At 36.2% G+C, this 18,205-nt stretch carries 17 protein-coding genes; 5 read left to right on the top strand and 12 right to left on the bottom strand.

Features of this window, described 5'->3' with window-relative positions; translation table 11 throughout:
• Nucleotides 1–379: 379 nt before the first annotated feature.
• From O99_RS00090 to nth, 9 genes are all read right to left on the bottom strand, one after another.
• Nucleotides 380–1,285: a metal ABC transporter permease gene (locus tag O99_RS00090; protein WP_035005494.1), complete on the bottom strand. Its 906-nt coding sequence runs from the start codon at nt 1,283–1,285 to the stop codon at nt 380–382.
• On the bottom strand, nt 1,282–2,145 hold the full coding sequence (locus O99_RS00085) for a metal ABC transporter permease (RefSeq protein WP_035005488.1): 864 nt from the start codon (nt 2,143–2,145) through the stop codon (nt 1,282–1,284). The genes O99_RS00090 and O99_RS00085 overlap by 4 nt, the downstream gene beginning before the upstream one ends.
• Complete coding sequence (locus O99_RS00080) at nt 2,142–2,969, bottom strand: manganese/iron ABC transporter ATP-binding protein (protein WP_035005486.1); 828 nt, start codon at nt 2,967–2,969, stop codon at nt 2,142–2,144. The genes O99_RS00085 and O99_RS00080 overlap by 4 nt, the downstream gene beginning before the upstream one ends.
• Complete coding sequence (locus O99_RS00075; RefSeq protein ID WP_035005484.1) at nt 2,966–3,874, bottom strand: metal ABC transporter substrate-binding protein; 909 nt, start codon at nt 3,872–3,874, stop codon at nt 2,966–2,968. The genes O99_RS00080 and O99_RS00075 overlap by 4 nt, the downstream gene beginning before the upstream one ends.
• A 168-nt stretch (nt 3,875–4,042) precedes the next feature.
• Nucleotides 4,043–6,457 (bottom strand): phenylalanine--tRNA ligase subunit beta, encoded by a 2,415-nt coding sequence (gene pheT, locus O99_RS00070; protein WP_035005482.1) that lies wholly within the window; start codon nt 6,455–6,457, stop codon nt 4,043–4,045.
• A gap of 31 nt (nt 6,458–6,488) precedes the next feature.
• Entirely contained in the window at nt 6,489–7,580 is a 1,092-nt protein-coding gene (gene pheS / locus O99_RS00065; RefSeq protein WP_035005481.1) for a phenylalanine--tRNA ligase subunit alpha, read from the bottom strand.
• A 92-nt stretch (nt 7,581–7,672) separates the two neighbouring features.
• Nucleotides 7,673–8,074, bottom strand: coding sequence for a 50S ribosomal protein L20 (gene rplT / locus O99_RS00060; protein ID WP_035005479.1), 402 nt, complete (start codon nt 8,072–8,074; stop codon nt 7,673–7,675).
• A 30-nt stretch (nt 8,075–8,104) separates the two neighbouring features.
• Nucleotides 8,105–8,308, bottom strand: a complete 204-nt coding sequence (gene rpmI, locus O99_RS00055; RefSeq protein ID WP_035005477.1) for a 50S ribosomal protein L35 — start codon at nt 8,306–8,308, stop codon at nt 8,105–8,107.
• A 142-nt stretch (nt 8,309–8,450) separates the two neighbouring features.
• A complete protein-coding gene (gene nth / locus O99_RS00050) occupies nt 8,451–9,191 on the bottom strand; it encodes an endonuclease III (RefSeq protein WP_035005476.1) in 741 nt (246 codons plus the stop codon).
• 458 nt (nt 9,192–9,649) lie between these two features.
• On the opposite strand from nth, the gene O99_RS00045 reads away from it, so the two are divergent.
• Nucleotides 9,650–9,901 carry a BQ00720 family protein gene (locus O99_RS00045; protein ID WP_035005475.1) on the top strand — a complete coding sequence of 84 codons (252 nt, stop codon included), beginning with the start codon at nt 9,650–9,652 and terminating at the stop codon, nt 9,899–9,901.
• Between the two features lie 188 nt (nt 9,902–10,089).
• Here the strand turns inward: O99_RS00045 and O99_RS00040 are convergent, their stop codons facing one another.
• Together O99_RS00040 and O99_RS00035 are read right to left on the bottom strand one after the other, a co-directional pair.
• A complete protein-coding gene (locus tag O99_RS00040; RefSeq protein WP_035006628.1) occupies nt 10,090–10,677 on the bottom strand; it encodes a transglycosylase SLT domain-containing protein in 588 nt (195 codons plus the stop codon).
• Nucleotides 10,678–10,779: 102 nt separating this feature from the next.
• On the bottom strand, nt 10,780–11,958 hold the full coding sequence (locus O99_RS00035) for a DNA recombination protein RmuC (RefSeq protein WP_035005474.1): 1,179 nt from the start codon (nt 11,956–11,958) through the stop codon (nt 10,780–10,782).
• Nucleotides 11,959–12,059: 101 nt separating this feature from the next.
• On the opposite strand from O99_RS00035, the gene def reads away from it, so the two are divergent.
• From def to lepA, 4 genes are all read left to right on the top strand, one after another.
• Complete coding sequence (def, locus tag O99_RS00030) at nt 12,060–12,590, top strand: peptide deformylase (protein WP_035005473.1); 531 nt, start codon at nt 12,060–12,062, stop codon at nt 12,588–12,590.
• Nucleotides 12,590–13,519 (top strand): methionyl-tRNA formyltransferase, encoded by a 930-nt coding sequence (gene fmt / locus O99_RS00025; protein WP_035005472.1) that lies wholly within the window; start codon nt 12,590–12,592, stop codon nt 13,517–13,519. Before def ends, fmt begins: the two co-directional genes overlap by 1 nt.
• 1 nt (nt 13,520) lies before the next feature.
• Complete coding sequence (gene truA / locus O99_RS00020) at nt 13,521–14,264, top strand: tRNA pseudouridine(38-40) synthase TruA (RefSeq protein WP_035005470.1); 744 nt, start codon at nt 13,521–13,523, stop codon at nt 14,262–14,264.
• 250 nt (nt 14,265–14,514) lie between these two features.
• Complete coding sequence (lepA, locus tag O99_RS00015) at nt 14,515–16,320, top strand: translation elongation factor 4 (protein WP_035006626.1); 1,806 nt, start codon at nt 14,515–14,517, stop codon at nt 16,318–16,320.
• Nucleotides 16,321–16,377: 57 nt separating this feature from the next.
• Here lepA and dapD read toward each other — a convergent pair whose 3' ends face one another.
• Complete coding sequence (dapD, locus tag O99_RS00010; protein ID WP_035005468.1) at nt 16,378–17,226, bottom strand: 2,3,4,5-tetrahydropyridine-2,6-dicarboxylate N-succinyltransferase; 849 nt, start codon at nt 17,224–17,226, stop codon at nt 16,378–16,380.
• Nucleotides 17,227–18,205: the final 979 nt, after the last annotated feature.

The following is an 18,205-nucleotide window of genomic DNA, read 5'->3' as shown; positions in this document are numbered from 1 at the left end:
TTTCTTACTCAGATACTATTATGCAAAATATTGTTATTACGAAATTTAATAGATCATCATCTCTCTAAATAATACATTAACCTAATGCACTCTCAGGAATAATTGTTTTCCAAAACTAAAGAACAATCTATACAATATGATAATAATTTTAAAGTTTTCAAACAATAAAAATTAACTCTTTTAGAGAATTCCCAAAAAAAGGCTGCATGATAAATCAATGCAGCCTTGTAATTACGAATGCAGCGTTGGGAGGAGTAATACTGCATTCATCCACTAGACATTAGGAGGAAAATGACCTAGCTCTCCTTTATTTAGTGAAAACATATGCTAGAAACAACATACAAAAATGCATAGCTGCTATGCGTAATTTCCATTACATTTAAATTTTTTGAACTGTACTCTGACGAAAGGAAGTGGATATAAAAATAACAATAAAAATAATTGTTAAAATCAATACAATTGTAGCAGCAGAATCAGAACCAATAAATAAGCTGAGATAAATTCCTAGAAAACTGGAACAAACTGCAATAAATACAGCAATTAAAAGCATAGAAAAAAAATGCTTAGTAAGGAGATAAGCAATAGCACCTGGTGCAATTAATAAAGAAATAACTAAAATAATTCCAACCGCCTGCAACGCAGAAACAATTGTCAGAGAAATCATTGTTAAAAAAGTATAATGAAGCACCGATATTGATAACCCTATTGCACGTCCTTGAACTGAATCAAAAACGTACAACATAAAATCACGCCATTTTATACCTAAAACCATCGTAACAATAACAGAAATTATTGTTGTTTGCGTAATATCAAGCCAATTAACACCTAAAAGATTACCAAATAAAATATGATTTAAATCTAAATCGCTATATATTGCTGTTGTTAAAACAAGCCCTAAACCAAACATGGATGAAAACACAACGCCCATAACAGTGTCCTGTTTAATCCGACTGTTATTCCCTAAGAAACCTGTTACAATGGCACAAATCATACCTGCTAAAAAAGCACCACAAGCAATCAAAGTCATTGTGACATTAGCAGGACGTACATCATGAAACCAAAGAAACGGCATAGAAGACAAAAATGTCATAGCCCATGGCGTTGCCATATATCCAACAACTACTCCAGGAAAGACTGCGTGAGAAATTGCATCTCCTAAAAGAGCCCATCCCTTTAAAATAAGGAAACAAGAAAGTAGAGCCATTGGAATAGCCAAAATAATGGTAATCATCATCCCTTTAATCATAAAAGAGAACTGAAAAGGAAGTAGCAATTGATCAATCATATGTCACCACACCTTTTTGCTGCTCTCACACGTAAGCGTGCAGCAATGTAACCGTGTTTAGGAGCAAAAATAAAGGCGACTATAAATAAAAACGTTTGAAAAAGTACAACAACACCACCAGTTTGCGCATTCAAAAAATAACTCATATAAACACCCAAGATACTTGTAAAGGTTCCAATCATAACTGCAATGATCAAAAGATTTACAAAACGATCACTTAAAAAATAAGCCGTTGCCCCCGGTGTAATTACAAGACAAATCACTAAAAAAGCTCCTACTGTTTGCATAGCCGCAACAGTACAAGCAGCAAGAAGTGTAAAAAAGAGAATTTTTAATAGCGTAACATTTAGTCCAATAGCGCGCGCATGACTCTCATCAAATAAAAAAACCAACAAGTCTTTCCATTTCATACACAATATAAAAAGAGAAAAGAACCCAATACAAGCTAACTGCATAATATCTGATGAACTAACTGCTAAAACATTTCCAAGAACAATTGTATCAATATTAACAGACATTGGTCTTAATGATTTCAGGAACAATCCAAATGCAAAAAAGGAAGAAAAAATTAAACCAATAATTGTATCTTCTTTTAGCTTTGTTCGATAATTTAAAAATAACATTGCCGCAGCAGCAAGCCCACCAGAAAAAAAAGCTCCAAATGAAAAAGGGAGTCCCAAAAGATAAGCGCCAGCAACTCCAGGAACAATCGAATGGGAAAGCGCATCACCAATCAATGACCAACCTTTTAACATTAAAAAAGCAGAAAGAAAGGCACAAACACAGCCAACTAACCCTGAAACCCACATTGCATTAATCATATATTGATAGGCAAAAGGTTCAAGCAACCAAGGAATCATAAAATATGCTCCAGCTTTTGATTGCAATCATGAAATAAAGACTTATCATCTGTGGCAATATCATTTTTTTGTGCATTTTGGGAACCAGCATAATGATGACGCAGAGAACCACCAAAAAATTTTTCAAGATTTTTTTGTGTAAAAACCACTTCTGTTATTCCAGAAGCGACAACCGTTCCCTTGATTAAAATCGTTCGATCACAAAATTCAGTAACGGAATCTAAATTGTGAGTCGAGACTAATATAACAGCACCTTCTTTACGCAAATCTTGTAACAAAGTGATAATTTTATCCTCTGTTTTGATATCAACTCCTGTAAAGGGTTCATCGAGTAAAATCGCTTTTGCTTGTTGCGCAAGAGCACGTGCCAAAAAAACGCGTTTCTTTTGTCCACCAGACAGCTCACCAATCTGACGTTTAGCAAATGGCAACATATCGACACGTTCTAACGCAATACGAACAGCTTCATGATCTTGTTTTCGAGCATAGCGAAAAAAATTCATATGACCATATCGTCCCATCAGAACAACATCTTCAACGAGAACAGGAAAGTCCCAATCAATATCCTCACTTTGGGGAACATATGCAATAAGATTTTGTTTCAAAGCCTTTTTAACTGACAAACCTAAAATGCAAATCTTCCCCTTTGAAGGTTTTACAAATCCCATAATAGCTTTAAATAATGTAGACTTCCCTGATCCATTAACCCCAATCAATGCAGAAATAGAACCCATAGGACTTTCAAAACTCACTTCTCGCAAAGCTGTATGCCCGTTACGATAAGTCACAGATACATCTTGGACAGATATTCCAGATTCAGTCATCGGCTTCTTACCTCATCTGACAAAGCCTTAGTAATACGTGCACTCGTAACACGTAATAAATCAATATAAGTAGGAACCTCACCATCCTTACTACTCAGTGAATCAACATAAAGAACACCCCCATACTTAGCCCCTGTTTCCCTTGCCACCTGTTTGGCAGGCGCAGCAGAAACAGTGCTTTCAGAAAAAACAACCGAAATATTATATTTCCGAACTGTGTCAATGACACGCTTAATTTGCTGCGGTGTCCCTTGCTGATCAGCATTAATAGGCCATAAATAGAGTTCTTTCAAACCAAAATCACGAGCCAAATAACTAAACGCACCTTCACTTGTTACAAGCCAACGCTTATCTTCTGGTATTGTTTGCAACTCAGCTTTAATTGGGTCAATGCTCAAGCGAATTTTTTGTTTATAAACTTCAGCATTCTTATTATAAATAGCAGCATGCTTAGGATCATATTTTATAAAAGCATCACGAATATTATCAACATAAATCAAGGCAGAGATTGGTGACATCCACGCATGAGGATTGGGTTTACCGCTAAAAGGCCCATCTCCAATTTTGATAGTCGCAATACCTTCTGAAACAACTACACTTGGAACATCCTTGATATTTTGAAAAAATTTCTCAAACCAAAGTTCTAATTCTAAACCATTCCATAAGATAAGGTTAGCTCCTTGAGCTCGCATAAGATCGCGTGGCGTAGGTTGATATTCATGAATTTCAGCACCTGGTTTGGTAATTGACTCAACATCAGCAACATCACCTGCAACATTACGAGCCATATCGGCAATAATAGTAAAAGTTGTAACAGCTTTAAATTTACCAGCGCTCAAAACTGTACTGGGGGTTAAAAGAATTACACCCCAAAAACATGCGATAAAAAAAGCTTTCAGTTGCATTGATTTTCTTTCTATTGCTAATGATTTGCATTATCATATACAAATAACAGTTAATTTCTAACTTTGCAATAATTTTAAAAATAATGTCTTTTCTAGCTATTTTAAAAAAGAGAATAGTGAATTGTTTCATATCCAAGAAAACAAAACTATGTCTGCACAATATAATAATTAATGACGCAAATATGCGCCTGTTGTTTTCGCGACATTCTCAATTATTTTTAAAGTCAATCTTTCAAGATCTTCATCAGTTAAAGTCCGTTCCATAGGCTGAATAGTCACTTCAATTGCAACAGATTTTTTATCATGACCAAGACTTGGATCTTCAAAAAGATCAAAAACCTGTACTGAATGAATAAGTTTTTTATCCGCTCCACTCACAGCACGAATAATAAGAGAGGCTGCAACTTCTTTATCAACAACAAATGCGAAATCACGTCGTACCCTTTGAAAAGGTGATAAACTTAAAGAAGGACGAATTTTAGTAACCTTTTTTTTGGGCTCTGGAATTCGATCAAGGAAAATTTCAAAACCGCATATAGGACCACTTACACCTAACTTTTCCAGAGTAGTAGGATGAAAAATACCAAAAAAACCAAGAATAACCTTTGGTCCAAGTTTGATAACACCCGAACAACCAGGGTGATACCAATGAGGTGCTCCAATTTCAATTTGCACTTTATTGCTATCCATACCACATGCTTCTAAAACAGCAAATGCATCCGCTTTAGCATCAAAAACATCCACTGCCTTTGCATTTCCAGTCCAAAAGCGTCCACCTCCTTCAAACTTTTCCGTACCACAACGAATACCACTAGCAACATTCCGTTGCTTATCGGGTGTATCACCTTCATAAATGTTGGAAACTTCAAACAAAGCAAAATCTGAAAAACCACGATCAATATTTCGCTGTGCAGCAACAAGTAAGCCAGGTAAAAGAGAAGGACGCATTACAGACATATCAAAAGCAATAGGATTCACTAATTTAAGCTGTGCCTGACCGCCCCCAAAAGCTAATGCCTGATTTTCAGAAATAAATGACCATGTTATGGCTTCCATCATACCTCGATACGCTAAAATCCGACGAGCAGTATGTGAACAAATCTGCAAAAATGTAAACGTTTTCTGCTTAACTTCAGCTAAACTTTCCAACGGTATAGGCTGTATCTTATCTAATCCATAAATTCGCATGATTTCTTCTACTAAATCAGCCTTACCAACAATATCAAGACGCCAGGTTGGTACTGTAACCGTAACCACATCCCCTTTTCCTTCAAGGCCAAATCCAAGTTGTGTCAAAAGAGTAAAAGCTTGCTCTGGTTCTATCTCTAAATTGGTTAAACGCTTAATTTCAGAAAATGGAAAAACTATCTTTTTAATTTCTGGCTTTTTATACCCAATGACTTGTGTTGTTGATGCTTCACCACCACAAAAACGCAAAACTAATTCCGCAGCAATCTCAAGACCCGATTCCATAAAAGCCGGGTCAACACCCCGTTCAAATCGGTAACGCGCATCACTAATAAGTCCTAATGAACGACCTGTGCGTGCAATATTCTTTGAATCCCAAAGCGCTGATTCAATAATGACACGACGTGTTTTGTCATCACAACCAGTTCTTTCACCACCCATAATACCGGCAATGGCAATAACACCCTCTTCATCCGCAATAACACAATTTTCAAGACCTAAATTGTAAACTTTACCATTTAATGCTTGAAATTGTTCACCCTCACGACCAAGACGGACGCTCAATTTCCCCTTAAGCTTATCCGCATCAAAAACATGAAGGGGACGACCGAAATCAAAACTGATATAATTTGTTATATCAATCAAGGCATTTATTGATCGCAAACCAATAGCATTCAAACGCTGTTGCATCCATTGCGGCGACCTGCCATTTTGTACATTGCGAATCTCACACCAAGAAAAACCTGAGCATAATGATAAGTCCTGCGGATAATTCAAAGATACTTGAACTGATGTTTCAAAAAACGAAGACAGTTGTGGTAAAGATAATTTTTTTAATCTTCCAATTCCAGTTGCAGCCAAATCACGCGCAATTCCTCTAACACCTGTACAATCAGAGCGATTAGGTGTTAAACCAATATCAATCACTGGGTCATCTAATCCTGCATAAGTTACAAATGACATCCCAATAGGTGCATCTTTCGAAAGTTCAATAATCCCACAATCCTCATCGAATAAACCAAGCTCTGCTTGTGAGCACATCATACCAAAACTTTCAACACCACGAATTTTCCCTACAGATAATGTCACATCAAGTCCAGGAACATAAGTGCCTGGCAACGCAAGAACACCAACAAGTCCAGGACGTGCATTTGACGCACCACATACAACTTGGATAGGCGAATCAGACCCTATATCTACTGATAAAACCTGTAATTTATCGGCATCAGGATGTTTAATAGCAGTTAAAACTTTTGCAATTACAAAACCGGCTAAAGAAGAACGATCTTCAATATGATCAACCTCAAGGCCAATTGCTACCAGTTTATCGCAAATTTCATCCAAAGACGCACTTGTCTCTAAGTGATCTTTCAACCAAGATAATGTAAACTTCATTTTCAAACCTCACACGACAACGGCTATAAGATCACACACTATTTAAACCAGAAAATAAAAGAGAGATGTCAAAACAGCGAAAACCATAATGATTTAACCAACGAACATCAGCATCAAAAAAAGCTCGTAAATCAGGCATACCATATTTTAACATAGCAATACGATCAATACCCATTCCCCATGCAAAGCCTTGATATTCATCCGGATCAAAACCAGCATTCCCCAAAACATGAGGATGCACCATTCCACATCCTAAAATTTCTAACCAATCACGACCTTCGCCAAATTTTACTTCCAAACCAGAACGATCACATTGAATGTCCACTTCCATAGAAGGCTCAGTAAAAGGAAAGAAAGAAGGGCGAAAACGCATCTTTACCGCAGGTACTTCAAAAAAGGATTTACAAAAAGTTTCATGAAGCCACATCATATGTGCAATATTAGAAACTTTATCAATCACTAATCCTTCTACCTGGTGAAACATTGGTGAATGAGTTGCATCAGAATCCATACGATATGTTTTTCCAGGAATAATAATACGTATCGGTGTCTGTTTTTTTTCCATCACACGAATTTGCACCGGTGATGTATGTGTACGCAACAATTTTCGATTTCCCATTTCATCAACATCAAAAAAGAAGGTATCATGCATCTCACGTGCGGGATGACCTTCAGGAAAATTTAACGCAGTAAAATTATAATAATCCGTTTCAATATCTGGCCCTTCTGCAATAGAGAAACCCAGATCCGTATAAATGGTTACAATTTCATCAATCACCTGTGAAATAGGATGAATACGGCCCCGCTCTATAGGTGATGAACGAACAGGTAAAGTGACATCAACGGTTTCATTAGAAAGACGTATAGCCATTGCTTGATTTTTGAGAGCATCACGCTTTTGCATCCATAATTCTAACACGCGTTTTTTTAATCCATTAAGTGCCGGGCCTAGTTTATGCCGCTCATCAGCACTCATATTGCCTAATGTCTTTAATTTTTCAGAAATGCTCCCCTTCTTCCCTAAAGCTCCAATACGCACTGCTTCAAGTGTTTGTTCATCATTCGCTGCTTCTAAAGCACAACAAATTTTTTGTTCCAAATGCTCAATATCGTTATCGTTCATAATTTCTGCCTATTTTTTCAATAAAAAAACCGCACCAGTAATAACCAGCGCGGAATCTCGAATAAATGAATGCCTAAAGAGAACGCAGCTGGCTACTTGACAGCGCTTTCAAAAGCATTGGGCGTTGTGTCTTTTAAATACTCTAAAGCTTTCTTTGCAGAATCTACCAAAGCAATAAATACTGTTGGATCATAAATAGCTATATCAGAGAGAATCTTACGATCTATCTCAATACCAGCCTTTGTTAAACCATCAATAAAACGCCCATAAGTCAAGCCCTCTACACGAACAGCAGCATTGATTCTTTGAATCCACAAAGCACGAAAAGTACGTTTTCTGTTTTTACGATCACGATAAGCATATTGCTTTGAACGGTCAACTGCTGCTTTAGCTGCACGAATGGTGTTTTTACGACGACCATAAAAACCTTTAGCCTGTTTGAGAACCTTCTTGTGCTTAGCGTGAGCTACAACACCTCTTTTTACACGTGCCATAAATAATCTCCTACAAAATCAAAGCAAGGCTTAAAGGCCATTTGGTAAATAACACTGAATAACTTTTTTAGCATCTGGTTCAGCCAATACCATCATTCCACGTGCATCACGAATAAACTTATTAGAACGTTTAATCATACCATGCCGTTTACCTGCAGCAGCTGCTTTAACTTTGCCTGTTGCAGTAACTTTAAATCGCTTTTTAGCAGATGATTTTGTTTTCATTTTGGGCATTTCGTTACTCCATACGTTATACGTTTAAATTCGATCAAGCTGATCAAAGCTCGAGTAAACATTTGAACAGCCACGGCATGCCCTGCCGGGCAGTTCTGATTGCATTTTCATAAGCCAGTATACATAAAATAGCAAGTCCGTGTTAAAAAAAAACTGGAGCTCCATTGCCTTTAACTTCAACTAAAGGTGCTGGAACCGCATTCGTTTTAATCGCCGCTTTGCAGAGATCTGCAATGATGCACTGTACACATTCTACTTTACGCGCCTTGCAAATATAACGTCCATGTAAAATGAGCCAATGATGCGCATACTGTAGATAACAATCTGGAATAATTTTTACTAATTTTTCTTCGACCTCTTCCGATGTTTTTCCTGATGCTAAACCAAGACGATTTCCAAGACGCAAAATATGCGTATCCACTGCCATAGTAGGCTGTCCAAAAGCAATGTTCAAAACAACATTCGCAGTTTTACGTCCTACACCAGGGAGTGTCATAAGTGCTTCACGATTATCAGGAACTTGTCCACCATATTGATCAATCAAACGACAACAAAGTGCATAAACATTATGCGCTTTTGCACGCCAAAGACCAATCGAACGAATATGCTGTGCAATTCCTTCTTTTCCTAATGTAATCATTTTTTCTGGTCGATCAGCAAAGCAAAACAATTTTTTTGTAACTTTGTTAACACTCGCATCCGTAGTTTGAGCAGACAGAACAACCGCAACCAAAAGAGTGAAAACATTGGTATAATTAAGATCACTCCTAGGTGTAGGACGCTGAACAGAAAAACGACGAAATATTTCTGCAATTTCATCCTCTCCATAAATTGTCTTAGTATTTTTGTATACCTCTAATGATTTGATCACTTTTTCAGTCATTACACTCTATTAGATCTTCTTTTCCAACGTTTTTGTTTCATTTTGCTCAATGGCTGCCTTATAAAATTACCACAACGATATATATCTATCGTATTTACTTTTTTAAATTGTAGATAATCAAAAAACATGACAATATATCTGTAAAGTTAATTGTTTTCGTTAAAATAATTATAAAATTATATACATGTCTTTTATCTGTTATTAAATTTAAGATCAGTGATCTTAATAAAAGCACTCAACTGATTATTTAGTGAAGCACAAAAAAACTAAAAATATCAGTATTTATTTTATAATTTGGTCAATCCAATTTCAATGTATCTTTTCTTACTAGGAATAATACATATTACAAATGCTGAGTTGAAAAATTGTCTTTTATCTATTAATCTTTATAATCATAATTAAAATCAAAACCAGTAGCAATCAAAGTAATAGAAGGTAATGCATAAAGGATCAATACAATGAAAGAGCGTAAACAAATTTTACCGTTACAAAATACGATCTTTCCTGATGCGCGACAAATTGCTTACTTAAAAGAAGTTTGTACAGATGATCTAGCCAAAAATTTTCCAGATCTTCCACCAATGATTCCAGGCATTACGATATGGGCTCTCTTCGGAGAAACGGGTCACCCAATTATTTTATCCGATGAGCGTTCCATAGCTCTTGCAGGTGCTAATGAGCATGAACTACAAATTGTAACGCTTCAATAGACTCGTTTTAAAATTCTGGATTATTTCTCAATAACAAACCAGAATTCGATAAAAATTGCTCTATAATAGAAGTAAACACAGCAAAAGAAATATTATTCTAAAACTTAAAAATAGGGATTAGAGACGATTTATATCCATATTCTCAGCAATCACTACAATAGGTATGATAAAAAAATCTCATAGTGCTTTTAGCGCCGTCCACATGCTTTTAATTGCTGATTATAAAGTCTAGAAAGTGATTCCACATATTTTGCTTTTTTTGCAATATTAGCAGATGAAGGACCCCTGTAACGTGCATAAGCACCATGTCCCATATGATAATTTAAATAGAGATTATAGGCATCATTTGGGCTAATGTTATTACGTCGAACACTTTGACGATGATACCAAGCAATAAAATCTGCTGTATCCGCGAAATTAGTACGCCACGCAAAAACTTTTCCTGTAGAACGAACATAATGATCCCATGTTTCATCAAGCGCTTGAGCATAACCGTAAGCGGTTGAAGGGCGCTTCCATGGAATAAAACCGAGAAGTTTTTTACGTGGAGGACGTGCATTATGCCGAAAATTTGATTCTATACGAATAGTTGCAAGAATAATAGGCATAGGAATTCCATGAAGTAACTCCGCATTTTTAGCGGCTTTTCTCCAATTATTAAAAAAACTATCTTTTTGAGCTAAAATAGCGCAAGCGTTGTTAATCTGTACAGGAGGTTTTATAGAACAACTTCCCAACAGAAACAAACACCCGCCTAATAAAAAAAAGCGCCCTATCAACTGTTTTCCTTAATCCTAAAAACTAAATGAAACATTATTAAAAACTTTAATTAAATTTACAAATAAAAAAAATCAATATGATATTTTGATACCTTTCTTTTATTCCTTATCATCTAAGTGTAGGGTTTGTGACTGAGAATGTACTGCTGTTGATTTTGATATAGAATCATTTTCTTTTAATTCAAAAGCTTCAATGCGATTAGCTCGCTTCATAATTTTAGAGGATGATGTTAAAATTGCTTCAATATCTTCACTCGTTTTATAAAAATGTTTCTGTAAAGAGCGAACACGTATATTCATTCGTTCAAAATCTTCCATTAATCTTACTACTTCTGACTGGATTAAATGCGCTTGTTCACGCATCCTTGCATCTTTCATAATAGTTTGTACAACTTGAACAGATAACATTAATAAAGAAGGCGATACAATAATCACATGTGCTCGATTAGCCTTTTGCACTAATGACTCAAAATCCTCATAGATTGTGGCAAAAATCGATTCTGATGGCACAAAAAGAAAGGCTGTATCATGTGTTTCCCCAGGAATTAAATATTTTTTCGTAATATCGCGAATATGAACATCCATATCATTACGAAATTGGCGTTCAGCTTCCTGACGTTCTTGAGATGATGATGCCTCACGCATTGCATTCCAAGCCTCCAAAGGAAATTTAGCATCAATAACAAGAGCTGGTGCCTTATTAGGCATATAAATAAGACAATCTGGTCGTTTTCCATTTGAAAGAGTAGTTTGAAAAACGTAAGCACTAGATGGTAAAGCATCAGAAATAATTGCCTCCATCCGTCCCTGTCCAAAAGCACCTCGTGTTTGCTTATTATTTAAAATAGCTTGTAATTGAACAACCTGTCCAGTAAGCGATTGAATATTATTCTGTGCTGCATCTATCACTGCCAAACGTTCTTGTAAACGAGTCAAGTTCTCATAAGTAGACTTAGTTTGCACCTGAAGAGTCTGCCCTAAATTAGTTCTCATTCCATTAAGTTGTTCACAAATCGATTGATTCAATTCAAACTGCCTTTGACTAAAAATCTCTGCCATTGTTTGCATACGCCCTTGCATTTCAACTTGTGTTCGCAACAGTGCAGCCATCTGTGTTTGCGCCTCACGAGCACGTTCAGCCACGTCACGTTCCCAAATGGTTCTTTTCCGGTTATTATGTATGATAATTAAAAGCACTCCACAAACTAGAACAAAGAAAACGACCAGTTGACTATAGTGCTTACCAAAGGGCATTATTAAAAAAAGCGAATCAAACATAAGAATAATATAGTGGTTTTATCGCAAAAAAATACATGCGCTTATTCAATTTCAATACTTACTTTTAATAAATTAAACATCGATTTGTAAAACTATTTATTATGTCAATAAAGTCTTTAGTTATTTTACCTGATCCTATTTTACGTGAAGTTTCAAAGCTAGTTGAGCGTATTGATCCAATTATTCAAAAATTAGCTGATGATATGCTAGAAACTATGTATAACGCCCAAGGTATCGGACTTGCAGCTGTTCAAGTTGGTGTACCATTACGGATGTTAGTTGTAGATATCCACTCAAAAGATGCTCCTAAAAATCCGCTTGTTATTATTAATCCAGAAATTTTATGGGTATCAGATGAACGGAGCGTTTATAAAGAAGGTTGCCTTTCTATTCCTGACTATTTTGCAGAAGTTGAACGTCCCAAATGCCTCCGCATGTGCTATAGAGATCGTGAAGGAAAACAAGTAGAAATTGAAGCAAATGATCTTTTAGCTACTTGCTTACAACACGAAATTGATCATTTAAATGGGTGTCTTTTTATTGACCACATTTCAAAAACCAAACGTGATATGGTAATACGAAAATTCAAAAAACGTGCAAAAATGCAAAATACATCGAAAGCAGCTTTATAATGGCATTACGATTAAGCTTTATGGGAACACCGAATTTTTCTGTACCCATTCTCCATGCTTTATTAGAAGCTGGTCATGATATTGTAGCAGTTTATAGTCAACCTCCTCGTCCAGCAGGACGGCGTGGTCTCAAATTATTTCCTTCTCCTGTTCAAATTGCAGCACAGGAGAAATCGATTCCTGTTTTTACGCCCCAAACTCTCAAAACAACTGAAGAACAAATCAAATTTGCAGAACTTTCTGTTGATGTTGCTGTTGTTGTCGCTTATGGATTATTATTGCCCAAACCCATTCTTGAAGCACCACGCTTTGGTTGTTTTAATGCTCACGCTTCCCTATTACCCCGCTGGCGTGGCGCTGCACCTATTCAACGTGCAATTATGGCTAACGACCAGGAAACAGGAATGATGATTATGAAAATGGATGAAGGATTAGACACAGGACCTATTGCTTTATCGCATTCAATTGCTATCACTGATAATATGACAGCTTATGAACTTTCAGAGAAACTATCACATATAGGAGCAAAACTTATCATAGACACTTTATCAGCTCTCGAAAAAAATCAACTGAAACTTACTCCACAATCATCAAAAGGAGTAACCTATGCTGTTAAAATCAAAAAAGAAGAAACTCAAATTGATTGGACGCAGTCTGCCAAATTCATTCATAAACACATCTGCGCTCTTTCTCCCACTCCTGGTTGTTGGTGCAACATGAATATCAATGGAAAACAAGAACGAGTGAAAATTCTCGGAAGTCGCTTAATAGAGAAAAGATCTATCGAAATTGGAAAAATAGAACCAGAGCAATTGATTATTCACTGTGGACAAGGATGTATAGAAATAACTCATCTACAAAGATCCGGTGGAAAACTTCTTGATCGCGCAACATTTTTGCGAGGAGCTAATATTTCTGCAGTTTTCTAATATGGTACGCTTTAAACTCACTCTTGAATATGATGGCTCCAATTATGCTGGCTGGCAACGCCAGAAGAATCTTCGTACTATACAAGGTTCCATTGAAAACGCTATTTTTCACTTTAGCGGACAAAAACTAACTATCACTACAGCTGGAAGAACCGATGCTGGAGTCCACGCTATGGGACAAGTTGCTCACATTGATTTTGAGAAAAATTGGAATACGAATACTGTACGTGATGCTCTCAATGCTCATTTGCAGAAACAAGGCGAAGATATTGCTGTTCTCAATGTTCAGAATGTTCCTGATAACTTTGACGCGCGATTTTGTGCGACTAAACGCCACTATCTTTTTAAAATTCTCAATCGCCGCTCACCACCAGCTCTCAATACTAAACGTGTTTGGTGGTTACCAAAACCACTAGATGCCGATGCTATGCATAAAGCAGCTCAAAAACTTGTAGGGCAGCATGATTTTACCACTTTCCGATCAGCTTATTGCCAAGCAAAAAGTCCTGTCCGTACCCTTGAACGCTTAGACATTCAAAGAGAAGGAGATGAAATTTTCCTTTATGCACAGGCTCGTTCTTTTCTTCATCATCAAATTCGTTCATTTGCAGGAAGCTTGATGGAAGTTGGTATTGGACGTTGGACAGCTGAAGATCTCGAAGCAGCTCTTCACGCGAGAAATCGGGCCCGCTGTGGTGTCGTAGCTCCTCCCTCAGGACTTTATCTGATGAAAGTTGACTATTAACTGCTTTATTAAAATTGTTTTCACGAGCTATTAATAATAGCCAAGAACTTTATAAAAAAATTTAGAGATTGTCATCAATGAAGATCAAGTATCGAATTGAGAAACCACTATATTACAATAGAAAGAAAATTCACACTTTTAAAAACTAACATTTTTCTCCAGTCACATTTTTATTGATCTTTTTAAAAGGTTTTTGAAAGTCTGTAATTGGTCTTTGCGTTTTGTATTATTCTTTGCTAAATCGCCTTGTATGACAATAGATCGCAATTATATTCGTAATTTCTCCATTGTAGCTCATATCGACCACGGAAAGTCGACTTTGGCTGATCGTTTAATTCAAATGACAGGCGGTCTTGAAACAAGGGAAATGAAAGAGCAAGTGCTCGATTCTATGGATATTGAGCGCGAACGCGGAATCACTATTAAAGCTCAAACAGTACGTCTAAACTATAAAGCAAAAAATGGTGAAACTTATATCTTAAATCTTATTGATACACCTGGCCATGTTGATTTTGCTTACGAAGTATCGCGCTCATTGGCAGCTTGTGAAGGATCACTCTTAGTAGTGGATGCAAGTCAAGGAGTAGAAGCACAAACATTAGCGAATGTTTACCAAGCTATTGATAATTCTCATGAATTAGTTGTAGTGCTTAATAAAATAGACCTTCCAGCTGCAGAACCAGAGCGTGTGAAAGAGCAAATTGAAGATGTAATCGGTATTGATACGTCTAGGGCTGTAGAAATATCAGCGAAAACGGGTTTAGGTATTTCTGATGTTTTGGAAGAAATTATTACACAATTGCCACCTCCACATACTGGCAATACTACAGATCCTTTAAAGGTGATGCTGGTTGACAGTTGGTACGATGCTTATCTCGGTGTTATCGTTCTGGTCCGAGTGATTGATGGTGTTTTAAAAAAAGGTCAGACCATTCGTATGATGGGGACAGGAGCAAAATATCCTGTTGAACGAGTTGGAGTGTTCACTCCCAAAATGATCTCAGTTGATGAATTAGGCCCAGGGGAGATTGGCTTTATAACAGCCTCTATAAAAGAGGTTGCTGACACACGAGTAGGGGATACTATTACTGAAGATCGCCGCCCTTGTGAAGACGTATTGCCTGGTTTTAAGCCTGCTCAACCCGTTGTTTTTTGTGGTATTTTTCCAGTTGATGCAGCCGATTTTGAAAATTTACGTACAGCTATGGGTAAATTACGTTTAAATGACGCAAGCTTTTCTTTTGAGATGGAAACATCAGCTGCTTTAGGTTTCGGCTTTCGTTGTGGCTTCTTAGGTCTTTTACATCTTGAAATTATTCAAGAACGGCTAGAACGCGAATTTAATTTAGATTTAATTGCAACTGCACCTTCTGTTATTTATCGCATGAATATGAATGACGGTTCTGTTAAGGAATTACATAATCCAGCGGATATGCCTGATATTGTTAAAGTTATTTCTATTGAAGAACCATGGATTCGGGCAACGATTATGACGCCTGATAATTATCTCGGAGCTATTTTAGAACTTTGTCAAGAACGGCGTGGGTTACAAACGGGTTTATCCTATGTTGGTACACGGTCTATGGTGACCTATGATTTACCTTTGAATGAAGTAATTTTTGATTTTTATGATCGTTTAAAGTCCATCTCAAAAGGATATGCTTCTTTTGATTATCAAGTAACTGATTATTCTGAAGGCGATTTGGTTAAAATGTCCATTTTGGTCAATGGAGAATCTATTGACGCATTATCAATGCTTGTGCACCGTAGCATAGCCGAAAAACGTGGCCGTTCTATGTGTGAAAAACTTAAAGATCTTATTCCTCAACACATGTTTCAGATCCCAATTCAAGCAGCAATTGGTGGTAAAATTATTGCTCGTGAGACAATTCGTGCTTTACGAAAAGACGTCACAGCGAAGTGTTATGGTGGTGATATTACCCGTAAACGTAAACTGCTTGAAAAGCAAAAAGCAGGTAAAAAACGGATGCGCCAATTTGGGAAAGTAGAAATTCCTCAATCGGCTTTTATTGAAGCACTTAAGATGAGTAAATAACTCTGTTTTTTTCTTTTTTCAATTTTATTATCAATGAATAATTTTTAGGAAATGCTTTTAATCACGCAATAAATCATTAATTGATGTTTTTTCTCGTGTTTTTTTATCAACGCGCTTAACAATAACAGCACAATAAAGATTTGGACCCATTTCACCATTTGGCAGTGGTTTCCCACAGCACGAACCTGGAACAACAACTGAGTAAGCAGGAACTTCACCGAGAAAAACTTCACCTGTTGTACGATCAATAATTTTAGTGGACTTTCCAATAAAAACTCCCATGCCTAAAACAGCACCTTCACGAATAATACAGCCCTCAACAATTTCAGAGCGTGCACCAATAAAACAATGATCTTCAATAATTGTTGGACCTTCCTGTAGCGGTTCTAAAACACCTCCAATACCTACACCACCAGACAAATGAACATACTGACCAATTTGTGCGCATGAACCAACAGATGCCCATGTATCAACCATCGTCCCTTCTCCAACATAGGCACCAACATTAACAAAAGAAGGCATTAATATCACATGAGGAGCAATATAAGCGGAATGACGTACAATTGCTCCTGGAACTGAACGAAAATTGGCTTTTTTAAAATCAACTTCTCGCCAACCAGAGAATTTTGAAGGTATTTTATCCCACCAATATGATTCATTTGCACCACCAGCAATGATACACATAGAATGAAGTCGAAAGGACAAAAGAACAGCCTTTTTTAACCATTGATGAACGCGCCATTGACCATTATCTTGACGTTGAGCTACACGAATCTCACCTTTATCGAGAAGATTCAATATGTGCTCAACACTCTCACGAATTTCGCCTTTTGTAGCAGAATTGATAGAATCTCTATTATTAAAAGCTCTTTCAATAATTTCTTCAAGTTGTATGAGACTAGTCATTACCAAAAACCCATTAAACAGTCAAAAATACCAAGATTTATTCTTGACGATTTATGTTACATGAAGAAATACATGCAGTCAATAAAGAGTACAAGATAGCTCTCTAAGAGAAAAACACTAAATTTTTTATACTCACATTATTTTTCTAGGTCTCAATATTTTGAATTCTGTATTACTTCAATCTGTAACGATGAAAATAAATCACCTTAGTTTCTTGATGTACATATTTTTCAAACTGCAACCAATAATACCAAACATCGAATTTATTACATAAGCCAATGCTTATAATTTAAATGATCTTTTTGCTAATTGTGTTCCAAATTGATATCAATTATACTTTTGCTCTTTAATATCTGAAAAATGTTTAAAGCAATTTTATCTTTATTGTGATCAATATTTCATAATACAGAACAGATAATGTAGACAATAATAATTAATTTAAATCGCATTTGCTCAATCCTTATTGTTTCTATATCCTATAATTTTTTATGCATCTCTGCTTTTTTCCTAGATCTTAAAGAAAGCATCTCAACAGCATTTGTTGCAAATTAAACACATTTTGCAAAGAAAAACATTATCTTGCACTCTTGATATTATCGTTTTGATAAAAAAGCATAACTTAAAATTGTCTATATTAAATAATAGAATGAAAAATATCCTATTTCTTAGGTATTTTGAGAGGGAAGAAAATTTAATATCAAAATTTTTTAACAGAATGAAGACTATTCATTAAGAGTTAAGCTGTGAATCTAAGACAGTAGAAATTTCTAAACTTAGAGGCAATATGATGTCAGTTTGTAATCAATATTCTTTCTGAAGAGGAGATTAAATGCCAAACATTATATCTAAGCATATTTATTATATCGCTTTTGCGCTACTTTTATCAATGTTTGCAGTGTTAACCCCTGCATATGCTAATTCTGCTGCTGCCGGTATGGGAAATCTTGATACGGTTTTGCGGAATATTGTTACAATGATG

Origin of the sequence: Bartonella rochalimae ATCC BAA-1498, assembly GCF_000706645.1 — a bacterium.
Taxonomy (GTDB): Bacteria; Pseudomonadota; Alphaproteobacteria; order Rhizobiales; family Rhizobiaceae; genus Bartonella; species Bartonella rochalimae.
Note: the sequence above shows the minus strand (reverse complement) of the source record. Positions and strands in the feature narration are given on the sequence as shown.

What these genes read in the sequence shown, in the direction of transcription:
- fmt (WP_035005472.1), top strand. Translation starts at nt 12,590, where the DNA reads ATGGCATTACGATTAAGCTTTATGGGAACACCGAATTTTTCTGTACCC.
- O99_RS00080 (WP_035005486.1), bottom strand. Translation starts at nt 2,969, where the DNA reads ATGACTGAATCTGGAATATCTGTCCAAGATGTATCTGTGACTTATCGT.
- O99_RS00075 (WP_035005484.1), bottom strand. Translation starts at nt 3,874, where the DNA reads ATGCAACTGAAAGCTTTTTTTATCGCATGTTTTTGGGGTGTAATTCTT.
- O99_RS00045 (WP_035005475.1), top strand. Translation starts at nt 9,650, where the DNA reads ATGAAAGAGCGTAAACAAATTTTACCGTTACAAAATACGATCTTTCCT.
- def (WP_035005473.1), top strand. Translation starts at nt 12,060, where the DNA reads ATGTCAATAAAGTCTTTAGTTATTTTACCTGATCCTATTTTACGTGAA.
- rpmI (WP_035005477.1), bottom strand. Translation starts at nt 8,308, where the DNA reads ATGCCCAAAATGAAAACAAAATCATCTGCTAAAAAGCGATTTAAAGTT.
- O99_RS00035 (WP_035005474.1), bottom strand. Translation starts at nt 11,958, where the DNA reads ATGTTTGATTCGCTTTTTTTAATAATGCCCTTTGGTAAGCACTATAGT.
- pheS (WP_035005481.1), bottom strand. Translation starts at nt 7,580, where the DNA reads ATGAACGATAACGATATTGAGCATTTGGAACAAAAAATTTGTTGTGCT.
- nth (WP_035005476.1), bottom strand. Translation starts at nt 9,191, where the DNA reads ATGACTGAAAAAGTGATCAAATCATTAGAGGTATACAAAAATACTAAG.
- dapD (WP_035005468.1), bottom strand. Translation starts at nt 17,226, where the DNA reads ATGACTAGTCTCATACAACTTGAAGAAATTATTGAAAGAGCTTTTAAT.
- pheT (WP_035005482.1), bottom strand. Translation starts at nt 6,457, where the DNA reads ATGAAGTTTACATTATCTTGGTTGAAAGATCACTTAGAGACAAGTGCG.
- rplT (WP_035005479.1), bottom strand. Translation starts at nt 8,074, where the DNA reads ATGGCACGTGTAAAAAGAGGTGTTGTAGCTCACGCTAAGCACAAGAAG.
- truA (WP_035005470.1), top strand. Translation starts at nt 13,521, where the DNA reads ATGGTACGCTTTAAACTCACTCTTGAATATGATGGCTCCAATTATGCT.
- O99_RS00085 (WP_035005488.1), bottom strand. Translation starts at nt 2,145, where the DNA reads ATGATTCCTTGGTTGCTTGAACCTTTTGCCTATCAATATATGATTAAT.
- O99_RS00090 (WP_035005494.1), bottom strand. Translation starts at nt 1,285, where the DNA reads ATGATTGATCAATTGCTACTTCCTTTTCAGTTCTCTTTTATGATTAAA.
- lepA (WP_035006626.1), top strand. Translation starts at nt 14,515, where the DNA reads ATGACAATAGATCGCAATTATATTCGTAATTTCTCCATTGTAGCTCAT.